Source organism: Halpernia humi (genome assembly GCF_900108025.1).
Lineage (GTDB): Bacteria > Bacteroidota > Bacteroidia > Flavobacteriales > Weeksellaceae > Halpernia > Halpernia humi.
The window spans coordinates 14,700-27,269 of the sequence record NZ_FNUS01000002.1; the positions used below are offsets into that span (position 1 = coordinate 14,700).

A 12,570-nucleotide genomic window follows, 5' to 3' on the forward strand; every position below is an offset into this window, starting at 1 on the left:
ATAAAAATTAGAAAAAAGAATTAAAATTATGAAAATAATAGTTCCAATGGCTGGAAGAGGTTCCAGACTTAGACCACACACACTTACTGTTCCAAAACCACTCATCCCAATTGCGGGAAAGCCAATTGTGCAAAGATTGGTAGAAGATATTGCAAAAGTTGCGGGAGAAAATGTGGATGAAATCGCTTTTATTATTGGAGATTTTGGAGTAGAAGCCGAAAAATCGTTAATGAAAATTGCAGAAAGTCTTGGCGCAAAAGGAACAATTTATGTTCAAGACGAACCGCTTGGCACGGCACACGCTATAAAATGTGCAGAAGATTCTATGCAAGGCGACGTAGTTGTGGCTTTTGCAGACACTTTATTTAAAGCAGATTTTAAATTAGATACCAATTCTGACGGCGTAATTTGGGTGAAAAAAGTAGATGATCCTTCCGCTTTTGGTGTGGTGAAATTGGATGATTATGGTTTTATCACAGATTTCGTAGAAAAACCAAAAGAATTTGTCTCAGATTTAGCCATTATCGGGATTTATTATTTCCGAAGTGCAGAAAAATTAATGGAAGAAATAAATTACATTATTTCTAATGATATTAAAGAAGGCGGCGAATACCAATTGACGCGTGCTTTGGAAAATCTTCGCCAAAAAGGCGCAAAGTTTTCTCTTGGTAAAGTCGATGATTGGATGGATTGTGGAAACAAAAATGCAACAGTAGAAACCAACGGTAAAGTTTTGAAATATGAAGCCGAAGCAATGTCGCATTTTCCATCTTCTGCAGAAATAGAAAACTGTATGATTATTCCACCATGTTTTATCGGTGAAAACGTGAAGATTAAAAATTCTAAAATTGGGCCATGTGTTTCTTTAGGGAACAATACTGTAGTAATCAATTCTAATATAGACAATTCATTAATCCAAGAAAACACGGTGATTGATCACGGTAATTTAAGCAATTCTATGATAGGGAATTCTGCGCATTATTATGGCGTTGCAAGAGAAATTTCTTTGGGAGATTTTTCAGTTTTAGATTTTCTGTCTAAAGGCGAGAATTAAATGAAAAACTTTTCCGAAAATAAAAGCAAATCAGTGTTTAAAGCACAAAATGGCGCAAAAATTGTAAACTTTCGGTTTAAAAAAAATTTATGAAGAAGTTCTTTGTCTTAATTTTTTGCGCACTTATTCTAGGCTCATGCAAAACGAAAACCGCGATTAATAAACCTATTGATAGCAATGCAGAATTAGCATCATCTAAAGTATTTTACAATTCTATTTTAAAAGAATCTACCTACGAAGGCCTTAAAATTAATAGCAAAGTAAATATAGAAAACGGTAGTTTTATCCCCACATTAGACGCCACAATTTACCTTGAAAAAGATCAAAAAGTTTGGCTAAATATTACCGCTTTATTTTTGCAAATGGCACGCGGAATCGCAACAACAGATGGCATAAAAGCCTACGAAAAATACAATAAAACCTATATAGATTCAGATTTTAGCTACTTAAATCAGCTTTTGAATGTTAATTTTATAGATCTGAAATCTTTGCAAAATTTGCTAATTGGCAAAACTTTCATTCCAATCGACGAAAATGATTTTAAACTGACGAGAAATGCAGAAAATTATACTTTAACTTCAATAAAAAATCAAGAAATAAAAAGCAACGGAAAAGTAAGCGAATATGCAATAAAAATGGTTTATAACACAGATTTTAATTTAGAAAGCGTGAGTTTAAAAGATGCCAGTTCTGATGATAATTTGGAAGTTTTCTACAGCAACTGGGAAATAGTAAATAATATTCCCTTGCCACAAAACGTTAAAATAATTATAAATGGTAAGAAAAGGAGCGAAATTTTATTAGAAAACACGAAATTTGACTTTTCTAAAATGGAAACGCCGTATTCCGTCCCAAATAATTATAAGAAAACTGTTATTAGATGATTTTAAAGAAAGTAATTTTTTTTATCGGGCTGCTTTTTGTAGGTCTTTTTTCTGCACAGAAAAAGGAGCAATTGCAACAAGAAAATGCCGCACTTAAAAAACAAATTGCTTCTATTAATGCTAATTTGGCCAAAACCCAGAGCCAATCTAAACTTTCTGTGGCTTATTTAAACGGTGTAAATCAAAAAATTCAACTTCGCGAGAAAGTCTATAGCAATACGCAAAAAGAAAAAAGATTAATAGAAGATGATATTTATCTTCGTCAACTAGAAATCAACCGCCAAAATAGAGAATTGGCAATTTTAAGGAAAAATTATGCTGATGTTTTGGTGAATGCTTACAAAAACAAAGGTGTGCAGAATAAAGTGACCTTTATTCTATCTTCAAAAAATTTAGGCGAAGCGTTGAGGAGAGTTCAATATTTGAAGCAATATTCTGATTACCAAGACAAAAAAGCAGCAGAAATTACTAATGCGGCTATTGTTTTAAAACGTAGCATTGCATCGAGACAAAAATCAGTGAAAGAGAAAGAAAATTTACTCGCCAACCAAGAGAAAGATTTGCAGACTATAAATATAGAAAAGGTTCAAAAAGAAAAGTTATTGGCAGATTTTAAAGCCAATGAAACCAAACTTACAGCAGAATTGAAGCAAAAGCAAGCGCAATCTAATGCATTAGAGGCTAAAATCCGAACTATTATTAATGAAGAAATAAAATTAGCCAAAGCAAAAGCGGAAGCCGAGAAAAAAGCGGAAGCCGAAAGAGTAAGATTAGCGAAAATAGCCGCAGACAGAGAAAAAGCAAGAATTGATGCGGAAAACAAAGCCAAAGCAGACGCCTTAGAAAAAGCCAGAAGAGATGCGGATATAGCAGCAAAAAAAGCCGCTGATCTCGCAGCAAAGAAAGCGGAAGAAGAAAAAAAACGTATTGCTGATGCCGCAAAAGCAGATGCTAACGCGCGTGATGAAGAAAGAAGAGTTGCAGCAGCCAAAGATGCTGTTGCCGCAGCAAATGCTTCAAAAATTGCAGCTAATAAAGCGGCCGAAGCAAGAGCCGCCGAAGAGGCGTTAGAAAAAAGCAAAAACGAAGAAAAAAAGGCCGCTGAAAGCAAAGCAAACAAAAACTTTGGCGTAAATCCCAACTTGTCGGGAAGCAGCTTTTCTGCAAACCGCGGTAAAATAAGTATGCCGGTTAGAGGCACCATTACACATAGATTTGGACGGCAGCAGCACCCCGTTTTCAAAAATATTGTAGAAGACAATATCGGTATAAAAATAGCGGTTTCTGCGGGTACGAATGCGCAGTGTGTATTTCCCGGTGTGGTTTCTAGAATTATAGCAGATGGTGACTCGAGAACCGTGATTGTGAAACACGGCGATTATTTCACAGTGTACAGCAACCTTTCTAGCACTAATGTTTCGGTTAACCAAAATGTGGCTGCGGGAACAGTGGTCGGACAAGTCGGGAAAGATTTTGATGGCACTTACACATTAGATTTTCAAGTCTGGAATGGAAATACGCCGGTTGATCCTTTAGGTTGGGTTTCTTATTAAAAAATAATATAACTTTGTTAAAATTTTCAAAATGATTACAATTACTATACTAAATTTATCTTGGCAACATATTTTAATAATTGCCTTAGTTTTAATTCTACTTTTCGGAGGTAAAAAAATCCCAGAATTGATGCGTGGAGTAGGTTCTGGCATTAAAGAATTTAAAGACGCTGTTAAGGAAGACGACAAAAAACCATCGGCGGATAATACATCAGATAAAAACCAATAGCCGAGTTTAAAACAATAGAGATATGTCTTTTTCCGAAACCGCATGGAAAGTTTTTAACCAATCCATTGAACAATATCATGTAAATGATGATGTTGATTCTTTAATAGAAAACCCCTTCGAAGACCATTCTTTGGAACAAATTTTGTATGCAAAAAACTGGATAGATTCCGTTCAATGGCATTTAGAAGACATCATAAGAGAAGAAGAAATTAATCCCGATGAAGCCCTAAAACTCAAGAGGAGAATTGATGCTTCCAACCAGCAAAGAACAGATTTAGTGGAATATATTGATGCTTGGTTTTACAAAAAATATGAGAATATTTCGCCGAAACCAGATGCTAAAATTAATACCGAAACTATTGCTTGGGCTGTAGATCGCTTGTCTATTTTAGCATTAAAGGTCTACCACATGCGGCATGAAGCAGAAAGAGAAAGTGCTTCGGAGGACCATAGGCAAAAATGTCAAGCAAAACTAAACGTACTTCTGGAGCAGCACGAAGATTTATCTAATGCTATAGATCAATTGTTAATTGATATTGAGAACGGAACCGTAAAGATGAAAATGTACAAGCAAATGAAAATGTACAATGACGAGTCTTTGAATCCAATCTTATATCAAAAAACAAAAAAATGATAAGAATTTTTGGGGTAGCCTTTGTTTTTGCAATTTTAGTGACGAGTTGTTCCACAGAAAAGATAAATTTGTCGCCTATTTCAGATAGTATTGTCAATGATATGTCGTCTACAGGTGATGTCGGCGTAAAATCTGAAGCAGTTACTTACCAATCAGAACTGACCAATTTAATGTCTACTTTCCCAAAATTCAGAAATACTGCCGTTAATAGAGAGGTTCAACAATTAAAAACTTCGATTACGAGTTACATTTCGGCAGATTTAAGAAAAGATAAAAAAGCGCAAAAATCTGCGTACAAAGATTTTTCTGATTCATATAAAAAAATACAGAAACTCCGAAAATACATGAATGCGGATGAAGATGAGGTTTTAAATCGCTATCTCGTACGTATCAAAACCAATATTAATTTGTTGGAATCTTTAAATTAATTACTATAAAAATAACCTTTACTCTTAAATGGTACAATTACAAGCAGAATCTTTAGTTCCCACAGATTTCGGGAATTTTAGAATAATGGCGTTCTCAGAAGTTGATAACAACTGGATGCCACACCTCGCAATAGTTGCGGAAAACACCGATTTTTCTAAACCAGTCAATGTCCGTTTTCATTCGGAATGCATCACAGGAGAAGTTTTTCACTCCAAGAAATGTGAGTGTGGTCAGCAATTAGACGCCGCTATGAAATACATGGCTGAAAATACGGGTATAATTGTTTATCTTCGGCAAGAAGGTAGAAATATCGGAATTATCAATAAACTGAAAGCGTACGCTTTGCAAGAGCAAGGTTTTGACACTGTGGAAGCAAATCTTAAATTAGGGCTTCCTGCAGATGATCGAGATTTTACCGTTGCAATCGAGATTTTAAAAAAATTAGGCATTGCGGAAGTTAATTTATTAACTAATAATCCACTAAAACTAGACGCAGTAGAAAAAAGCACAGTAACGCTGAACTCCCGAATTGCTTTACAAATGCCTTCCACTAAAGAAAGCAAAGAATATTTGCAAACTAAAAAATCCTATTTTGGCCATCTTCTAGAAGATGAAACCGAAACACAAATAAAAGCAACTGATTAATTTCAGTTGCTTTTTTTATCAAAATTCTATTTAGAGACTTTTTATATTGCTTTCTTTTATATTATAAAATTTTGCTACACTTGCATAATCCGTTAAATCTAAATTTGCGTTTTTCCCAGTTGAAGCTGGAACTACAACTACCCGAAAAGTTTGATTATTAATATAAGTAGGTGCTAATCCTGGGTCAAAAGTTCCACCTGCTCTTATCAAAATATCTACTTTACTGAAATCATAGTCATAATCCAATTCACCTTGCGTTAAATACAGCGTTCTTGGGATCGATTGCCATACTGGGCTTCCATTATTTGTTGTTCCAGATTTTCTGAAAATTAAAACCACATCACTTTCTACCAAAGGATTATTAAAATTTCTACCAATCGTGTAATTTCCATTGCTGTCTTTGGCAAAACTCACATTGTTTAAATCGTAAGCGGTAGAATACGTATCGTTATCTTGCACTTGGGCTACAGTTTCAGTTGTTCGGGTACAACCTACAACGGTAAATGTTAAAAGCCCAATAATTGCTAAAGAAAATATTTTTTTCATCTTTTTAAATTTAATTAATTTTTTACTTTCAAAATATATACCAATTAAGTGCCACTTTAAAATAATTAAAAAACGTATTTTTGTTTTTAAACCAAATCAGAGACATGCAAAGTTTTTTCTCAACCCTTCTTTTAATATTTGTAATCTTTACACAGAGCATAAAAGCCCAGTATTTGCCGAAAAACATCACACATAAAGACAAAAAATATGCTCAAGAATGGGTAGATTCTACTTATCAAAATTTAAGTCAAGACGAAAAACTCGGGCAATTATTTATCATCGCACTTTACACCAATAAAGATGAAGCGCATATCAATTTTGTAAGAAATTTAGTAGAAAAAGAAAAAATCGGCGGTTTAATTTTAATGCAAGATGATGCCGCTCGTGAAATTGATTTGGTTAATGAATTTCAACAACGATCTAAAGTTCCATTAATGATTGGGATGGATGCAGAATGGGGCTTGTTTCAAAGAATTGCCGCTGCGCACAAATTTCCTTGGGCAATGACTTTAGGCGCCATTCAAGATAAAAAACTAATCTACGAAATGTCTTCACAAATTGCCGAAGATTGCAAGAGAATGGGCATTAACTGGGATTTCGCACCGGTTGTAGATGTGAACACCAATCCAAATAATCCAATTATCGGTAACCGAAGTTTTGGCTCAACCGTAGATAATGTGGTGAAATCTGCAACCGCTTATTTCGAAGGATTGCAAGATCATAATATTTTAGCAGCCATGAAACATTTTCCCGGTCACGGCGATGCAGACACCGATTCGCATTTAGATTTGCCCGTTATAAATGGAAGTCTTTCTCGTTTAAATTCCGTTGAACTCGCACCTTTTAGAGAATTGGCACATAAAGGAATAGGCGGCGTAATGGTCGCACATTTATATGTTCCCGCTTTAGAAACAAAAAAAAATCCTGCTTCTTTGTCTTATGAAATTGTAACGAAACTTTTAAAGGAAAAAATTGGTTATAAAGGTTTAATAATCACGGACGCCTTAAATATGGGCGCTGTTGCAAAACGATACAAACCTGGTGAAGTTGATGAAATGGCGTTCAAAGCAGGAAATGATATTTTACTTTTTTCCGATGGCGTTGTAGAAGCCAAGAAACGCATCCAACAGGCCATTGATAATGGCGAAATTCCTGAAAAAAGAGTAGAAGAAAGCGTGAAAAAAATTCTTTTAACGAAATATTATTTGGGCTTAACGAAATACGAACCACGAAACCCAGAAAATATTAATGAAGATCTAAATAATGAAACGCATATAAAATTATCGCAAAAACTTTACAGCAATGCTTTAACTTTAATAAAAGATGATAAAAAACTATTGCCTTTAAATTGCAAAGAAACCTATTATTTTGTGCCTTTAGAAGAAGCACCTTACCAAACTTTTCTTGATCAATTAAATTTAGAAACAACGGTAATATTAAAAAAACCTTCTGAAATCTCGACAATTCCGGCGAACTCTAAAGTCATTGTAGGTTTTCATAAAGACAATTCTACGGTTTATAAATCTTTTAAAATTTCTGCCGAAAGCAAAACTATTTTAGCGGAATTAAATAAAAATCAAAACGTCATTCTCACCGTTTTCGGAAGTCCTTACGCTTTAAAAGATGTCGATATTTCTAAAACTTCTACCGTTTTAGTGGCTTATGAAAATAATGACGATTCTCAAACTGCAGTAGAAAAAGCACTTTCCGGTGAATCGACCATTCATGGTAGAATTCCAGTTTTGGTGAATGATAATATTAAAGAAGGAATGGGAATGGATTTGGAAGTGGAATTAGAAAAAAGTGAAAAGAAAAAATAATCTTCAATGTTAGCCCCGATTGCAGCGACATCCTTTTTCTTTTAAAAAAAGAAAAAGATACAGCGGAAAGCGGGACTGAAAGTGAAAATAGCAGTAACTTTCTGCTTCAAAATATTTAAATTAAAGAAATGAAAATAGGAATTCTCTGCTATCCAACTTACGGCGGAAGCGGCATTGTAGCGACAGAATTGGGAATGTCTTTGGCAAATAAAGGCTATGAAGTGCATTTTATTTCCAGTGCGATGCCTGCAAGATTAGATATTGCAAATCCCAATATTTTTTTCCATAAAGTGAATGTGCAAACGTATCCGCTTTTTCAATATCAACCTTATGATATTGCATTGTCTTCGATGATTTACCGTGTTGTAAATCTTTATAAATTGGATATTTTGCATGCGCACTACGCGATTCCTTACGCTTATGCCGCTTTTACAGCAAAGCAAATGCTGAAAGAAGTCAATGCAGATGTTCCTTTAGTTACAACGCTTCACGGGACGGACATTACTTTGGTTGGGCAACATCCAAGTTATAAACATGCGGTGGAATTCTCTATCAATCAATCAGATACGATTACTTCAGTTTCTGAAAGTTTGAAAGTGGATACGCTGCAAAAATTTCATATTAAAAAAGAAATCCAAGTCATAACCAATTTTATTGATAATTCTGAATTTTCTAATCACGAAGTTTGCGCAAGAAAACAACTTGCAAATCCTGACGAAAAGATCCTAATTCACGTTTCAAATTTACGGCCGGTAAAAAGGGTTTCTGAGGTTTTAGAAATTTTTAAAAACGTTCATAAAAAAGTAAAATCCAAACTTGTTATCATCGGCGAAGGTCCTGATATGGAAGTAATTAATGAGTTTTTGGAAGAAAATCCAGAATTGATGGATAAAGTTCGTTTGATGGGAAAAGTAAATGATTTGTATAAAATTTTAGAACTTTCTGACGTTTTTCTTTTGCCTTCAGAACAAGAAAGTTTCGGTCTTGCCGCGTTGGAAGCAATGGCGGCTTCAACGCCGGTTATCAGTTCAAACGCCGGTGGAATTCCGGAAGTTAATATTCAAGGTGTGACGGGATTTTTAGCCGAAGTTGGAAACGTAGAAGCGATGAGCAATTACACAATTAAACTATTAAGCGATGAAAAACTTCTCGCACAGATGAAAATCAACGCGAAAGAACAAGCCATAAAATTTGATTTAAAAAACATTCTACCGATTTACGAAGAAATGTATGAAGAAACTTTGAAAAAATTTCATGCAATGGCGTAAATTATTTTCACGCAATGACGCAATGGGAATGCACGCAATGGGCGCAAAGATTTTTATTGAAAATATTTAATTGGAATTCGATGCTTATTAAAGTTTTTTCATGCAATGGCGTAAATTATTTTCACGCAATGACGCAATGGGAATGCACGCAATGGGCGCAAAGATTTTTATTGAAAATATTTAATTTGAATTCGATGCTTATTAAAGTTTTTTCACGCAATGGCGCTTGTTTTCACGCAATGGTGCAATGGGAATGCACGCAATGGGCGCAAAGATTTTTATTGAAAATATTTAATCTAAATTGGATGCTTATTAAAGTTTTTTCACGCAATGGCGTAAATTATTTTCACGCAATGACGCAATGGGAATGCACGCAATGGGCGCAAAGATTTTTTAAAGGTAAAATTCTAAATATTCAAATATGACTGAAAATGAAATTGCTTACAAAATAGTTGGAGCATCTTTAGAGTTGCACAAAACGGTTGGTCCTGGTTTATTATAATCTGCATATGAAGTTGCTTTGGCTTATGATTTACGAAATTTAGGTTTAGATGTGAAGCAACAAGTTTCTATGCCATTTTCTTACAAAGAAATAAATTTAGAAGTAGGATATCGAGTGGATTTAATAGTAGAAAATAAAGTTTTAATTGAACTAAAATCAGTCGAAAACCTATTGCCAGTTCATTTTGCACAAACATTAACTTACCTGAAATTATCAAATTTAAAATTGGGTTTATTAATAAATTTCAACACAAAACTAATCAAAAACGGCATCCATAGAATTGTAAATAATTTATAACTCATACATTTGTGAATCAAAACAAACCATTTCGCCATTGCGTGAAACCGAGCATAATAAAATAAAACTCATACATTTGTGAATCAAAACAAACCATTTCGCCATTGCGTGAAACCGAGAATAATAAAATAGAACTCATACATTTGTGAAGCAAAACAAACCATTGCGTCCATTGCGAAAAACCATTGCGCCAATTGCGTGAAACCGAGCATAATAAAATAGAACTCATACATTTGTGAATCAAAACAAACCATTTCGCCATTGCGTGAAACCGAACATAATAAAATAGAACTCATACATTTGTGAAGCAAAACAAACCATTGCGTCCATTGCGAAAAACCATTGCGCCATTGCGTGAAAAATAAAAATGAACGAAAAACTCCTACAATACCTCTGGAATTTCAAAATTTTCACCAGTTTTGATTTTAAAGATATTGCCGGAAATTTTATAGAAATTCTAAATTTTGGGCAATGGAATTTTAATTCTGGCGCCGACTTTTTAGATGCTAAAATTAAAATTAATGATTTAGTTTTAGCCGGAAACATCGAACTTCATGTGAAATCTTCCGACTGGATTTTTCATCAACATTCTGGAAATCAGGATTTTGATAATTTAATTTTGCACGTTGTCTATGAGCACGATTTGGATATTGAAGAATTTGCAGAGAAAAATATTCCAACATTAGAACTTAAAAATTATATTGAAAAAAGTTTAATTGAAAAGTATTCTAAACTTTTAAATGGAATTTCATTCATCCCATGCGAAGAACTATTTGATATAAAAAAAATACCTTTCAACTTTGCAGATGAAACTTTACTTAAAAAATTAGATGAAAAATCTGAAAAAATAAGTTTGCAATTAAAGGCTTCCAAAAATAATTATGAAGCGGTTTTATTTCAAAACCTTGCGTATGCATTTGGTTTAAAGGTGAATGCAGAAATTTTCCAGCAGTTTGCGATGCAAATAGATTTTAATTTAATTAATAAAATTAAGCAAAACGAATTGTATTTAGAAGCCTTGTTTTTTGGCATTTTTGGTTGGCTGAAAAATCCAGAAGATGAAAAAATGCATATTTGGAAAAGAGAATTTGAATTTTTAAAAACAAAATATAACCTTTCAGAACTTTCTTTTAAACCAAAATTTTTACGATTAAGACCGCCAAATTTCCCTACAATTCGCCTTTCTCAATTGGCAAATTTGTATGTTGCTCAACCGAATTTATTTTCAAAAATTATTGCAGCAAAATCTAAAGCCGATTTATTTTTAATTTTTAAAAACGTGAAAGCGTCCAAATATTGGGACAATCGTTTTAATTTTGGAAAAATTTCGCCCATTGATTCTCCTAAATTAGTAAGCGAAAATTTCATTAATTTAACTATTATTAATGCAATTTTACCTTTAAAATATCACTATCATAAAAACACTGAAGAAGAAATTGCAGACGAAATTTTGAAATTTTATACCGAAATTCCTGCAGAAAAAAACACGATTACAGAATCTTGGAAAAATTTGAAATTGCCTATTAATAGTGCTTTAGATAGTCAAGCATTTCTTTACCATTATAAAAATTTTTGTAAAGAGAAAAAATGTTTAAATTGCAGTATCGGTTTACAACTGCTTAAAATTTAACGCGTAAATTTGTAAAAAAGTAATAATACCACATGAAAGAACCAAAAATCATCAATAATTTTCGGCATCGAGTAGAAAGAGAATGGTTTGGTGTGCTAACAAGAATGGGTACAAAACTTGGCATTCCGGTGTCAAAACTGCGGGTATTTTTTATTTATTCCACCTTTGCAACAGTAGGAATTTTCTTTTTAATTTACCTTGGCTTGGCTTTTATGCTTTGGATAAAAGATATGTTTATTCTTCGTCGGCCGAATGTTTTTGATCTTTGAATTAGATTTTTTAAAGTTTCCCCTTTTTCATTAAATAAAAAATAACTGAAAAATATTCTAAATATTTATTTCACCTGATATTCTAGTTTTATCGTAATACTCGCTTCTTTTTCTTTCGAAGAAGTGTTAAATGTTCCGCCGTAAGAATAATCTTCATTAGAATTTGGTGCCGTAATTTGGATCACGCCCATCGTTGCTTTTTTCAGGTTTCCCAAACTTGCACCTGCATTTTCCGCGATTTTTTCAGCCCGTTCTCTTGCGTCTTTTGTAGCGTTTGCAATCATTTCATGTTTTACTTGCGACAATTTTGTGTAAAAATATTGCGGTGGAGAAGACGTGAATTCAATGCCGCGGTTGATGATTTCTGTAATATTACGGCTCAGATTTTCAATTTTTTGCACTTCTTTACTTTCTATAGAAACCGTTTGCGTTAAATTATAGCCCGCAAAAATTTGATGACTTCTGCCATTTTCATCACTCGTATAATTATATGTTTTTTGAATATCAACTGCAGAAAAAACCATTTCGTTCGGTTTAATACCTTTTGAAATTAAATAATCTGAAATCACTTTTCTATCAACCGCCAAATCATCATAAGCCGATTTTAAATCATAGTTATTTTTTGTAAAACTTCCAGACCAGGTGATTAAATCTGAAGTAAATTCTTTAGAACCCAATCCAGTAACGGAAATCGTATTATCTGCTCTGTTTCTATTTTTGATCGCATTTCCTAAAAAAGCCAAACCGATAACGAAACCTAGAGCAGCGATCGTGATTGCAATTATTGATTTATTCATAACATTAAAAATT

General features: G+C 33.5%; 15 protein-coding genes and 1 pseudogene. 13 read left to right on the forward strand and 3 right to left on the reverse strand.

What is annotated here, in order from left to right:
* The first annotated feature begins 28 nt into the window (after positions 1–28).
* The 7 genes from C4S29_RS04980 to ribA all read left to right on the forward strand — a co-directional run bounded on the left by C4S29_RS04980 (position 29) and on the right by ribA (position 5,428).
* Positions 29–1,054: a sugar phosphate nucleotidyltransferase gene (locus C4S29_RS04980; protein WP_103913049.1), complete on the forward strand. Its 1,026-nt coding sequence runs from the start codon at positions 29–31 to the stop codon at positions 1,052–1,054.
* Between the two features lie 89 nt (positions 1,055–1,143).
* Positions 1,144–1,938, forward strand: coding sequence for a DUF4292 domain-containing protein (locus C4S29_RS04985; protein ID WP_103913050.1), 795 nt, complete (start codon positions 1,144–1,146; stop codon positions 1,936–1,938).
* A complete protein-coding gene (locus C4S29_RS04990; RefSeq protein WP_103913051.1) occupies positions 1,935–3,491 on the forward strand; it encodes a murein hydrolase activator EnvC family protein in 1,557 nt (518 codons plus the stop codon). The genes C4S29_RS04985 and C4S29_RS04990 overlap by 4 nt, the downstream gene beginning before the upstream one ends.
* A gap of 31 nt (positions 3,492–3,522) precedes the next feature.
* A complete protein-coding gene (locus tag C4S29_RS04995; RefSeq protein WP_103913052.1) occupies positions 3,523–3,720 on the forward strand; it encodes a twin-arginine translocase TatA/TatE family subunit in 198 nt (65 codons plus the stop codon).
* 22 nt (positions 3,721–3,742) lie between these two features.
* On the forward strand, positions 3,743–4,354 hold the full coding sequence (locus C4S29_RS05000) for a DUF4254 domain-containing protein (protein ID WP_103913053.1): 612 nt from the start codon (positions 3,743–3,745) through the stop codon (positions 4,352–4,354).
* The gene (locus C4S29_RS05005; protein WP_103913054.1) at positions 4,351–4,782 is read left to right on the forward strand and encodes a hypothetical protein; all 432 of its coding nucleotides are present in this window, start codon (positions 4,351–4,353) and stop codon (positions 4,780–4,782) included. Before C4S29_RS05000 ends, C4S29_RS05005 begins: the two co-directional genes overlap by 4 nt.
* 28 nt (positions 4,783–4,810) lie before the next feature.
* A complete protein-coding gene (ribA, locus tag C4S29_RS05010) occupies positions 4,811–5,428 on the forward strand; it encodes a GTP cyclohydrolase II (RefSeq protein WP_103913055.1) in 618 nt (205 codons plus the stop codon).
* A 30-nt stretch (positions 5,429–5,458) separates the two neighbouring features.
* Here the strand turns inward: ribA and C4S29_RS05015 are convergent, their stop codons facing one another.
* Positions 5,459–5,974, reverse strand: a complete 516-nt coding sequence (locus C4S29_RS05015) for a hypothetical protein (RefSeq protein WP_103913056.1) — start codon at positions 5,972–5,974, stop codon at positions 5,459–5,461.
* A gap of 104 nt (positions 5,975–6,078) precedes the next feature.
* Here C4S29_RS05015 and C4S29_RS05020 point away from each other — a divergent pair, with 104 nt between their 5' ends.
* The 4 genes and pseudogenes from C4S29_RS05020 to C4S29_RS05035 all read left to right on the forward strand — a co-directional run.
* Positions 6,079–7,794, forward strand: a complete 1,716-nt coding sequence (locus C4S29_RS05020) for a glycoside hydrolase family 3 protein (RefSeq protein ID WP_103913057.1) — start codon at positions 6,079–6,081, stop codon at positions 7,792–7,794.
* A 128-nt stretch (positions 7,795–7,922) separates the two neighbouring features.
* On the forward strand, positions 7,923–9,062 hold the full coding sequence (gene bshA / locus C4S29_RS05025) for an N-acetyl-alpha-D-glucosaminyl L-malate synthase BshA (RefSeq protein ID WP_103913058.1): 1,140 nt from the start codon (positions 7,923–7,925) through the stop codon (positions 9,060–9,062).
* Between the two features lie 14 nt (positions 9,063–9,076).
* Complete coding sequence (locus C4S29_RS05030) at positions 9,077–9,487, forward strand: hypothetical protein (protein WP_103913059.1); 411 nt, start codon at positions 9,077–9,079, stop codon at positions 9,485–9,487.
* An 89-nt stretch (positions 9,488–9,576) separates the two neighbouring features.
* A pseudogene (locus tag C4S29_RS05035) lies at positions 9,577–9,861 on the forward strand (GxxExxY protein); the annotation flags it as partial.
* A gap of 83 nt (positions 9,862–9,944) precedes the next feature.
* Here the strand turns inward: C4S29_RS05035 and C4S29_RS05040 are convergent.
* Positions 9,945–10,157: a hypothetical protein gene (locus tag C4S29_RS05040; RefSeq protein WP_103913060.1), complete on the reverse strand. Its 213-nt coding sequence runs from the start codon at positions 10,155–10,157 to the stop codon at positions 9,945–9,947.
* A 71-nt stretch (positions 10,158–10,228) separates the two neighbouring features.
* Between C4S29_RS05040 and C4S29_RS05045 the strand changes: the two genes are divergently transcribed.
* Positions 10,229–11,491 carry a DUF2851 family protein gene (locus C4S29_RS05045; RefSeq protein WP_103913061.1) on the forward strand — a complete coding sequence of 421 codons (1,263 nt, stop codon included), beginning with the start codon at positions 10,229–10,231 and terminating at the stop codon, positions 11,489–11,491.
* A gap of 47 nt (positions 11,492–11,538) precedes the next feature.
* On the forward strand, positions 11,539–11,760 hold the full coding sequence (locus C4S29_RS05050; RefSeq protein ID WP_185116951.1) for a PspC family transcriptional regulator: 222 nt from the start codon (positions 11,539–11,541) through the stop codon (positions 11,758–11,760).
* Between the two features lie 65 nt (positions 11,761–11,825).
* Here C4S29_RS05050 and C4S29_RS05055 read toward each other — a convergent pair whose 3' ends face one another.
* Positions 11,826–12,557, reverse strand: coding sequence for an SIMPL domain-containing protein (locus C4S29_RS05055; protein ID WP_103913063.1), 732 nt, complete (start codon positions 12,555–12,557; stop codon positions 11,826–11,828).
* Positions 12,558–12,570 lie beyond the last annotated feature (13 nt).

What these genes read in the sequence shown, in the direction of transcription:
- C4S29_RS04980 (WP_103913049.1), top strand. Translation starts at nt 29, where the DNA reads ATGAAAATAATAGTTCCAATGGCTGGAAGAGGTTCCAGACTTAGACCA.
- C4S29_RS04985 (WP_103913050.1), top strand. Translation starts at nt 1,144, where the DNA reads ATGAAGAAGTTCTTTGTCTTAATTTTTTGCGCACTTATTCTAGGCTCA.
- C4S29_RS04990 (WP_103913051.1), top strand. Translation starts at nt 1,935, where the DNA reads ATGATTTTAAAGAAAGTAATTTTTTTTATCGGGCTGCTTTTTGTAGGT.
- C4S29_RS04995 (WP_103913052.1), top strand. Translation starts at nt 3,523, where the DNA reads ATGATTACAATTACTATACTAAATTTATCTTGGCAACATATTTTAATA.
- C4S29_RS05000 (WP_103913053.1), top strand. Translation starts at nt 3,743, where the DNA reads ATGTCTTTTTCCGAAACCGCATGGAAAGTTTTTAACCAATCCATTGAA.
- C4S29_RS05005 (WP_103913054.1), top strand. Translation starts at nt 4,351, where the DNA reads ATGATAAGAATTTTTGGGGTAGCCTTTGTTTTTGCAATTTTAGTGACG.
- ribA (WP_103913055.1), top strand. Translation starts at nt 4,811, where the DNA reads ATGGTACAATTACAAGCAGAATCTTTAGTTCCCACAGATTTCGGGAAT.
- C4S29_RS05015 (WP_103913056.1), bottom strand. Translation starts at nt 5,974, where the DNA reads ATGAAAAAAATATTTTCTTTAGCAATTATTGGGCTTTTAACATTTACC.
- C4S29_RS05020 (WP_103913057.1), top strand. Translation starts at nt 6,079, where the DNA reads ATGCAAAGTTTTTTCTCAACCCTTCTTTTAATATTTGTAATCTTTACA.
- bshA (WP_103913058.1), top strand. Translation starts at nt 7,923, where the DNA reads ATGAAAATAGGAATTCTCTGCTATCCAACTTACGGCGGAAGCGGCATT.
- C4S29_RS05030 (WP_103913059.1), top strand. Translation starts at nt 9,077, where the DNA reads ATGACGCAATGGGAATGCACGCAATGGGCGCAAAGATTTTTATTGAAA.
- C4S29_RS05040 (WP_103913060.1), bottom strand. Translation starts at nt 10,157, where the DNA reads ATGAGTTCTATTTTATTATGTTCGGTTTCACGCAATGGCGAAATGGTT.
- C4S29_RS05045 (WP_103913061.1), top strand. Translation starts at nt 10,229, where the DNA reads ATGAACGAAAAACTCCTACAATACCTCTGGAATTTCAAAATTTTCACC.
- C4S29_RS05055 (WP_103913063.1), bottom strand. Translation starts at nt 12,557, where the DNA reads ATGAATAAATCAATAATTGCAATCACGATCGCTGCTCTAGGTTTCGTT.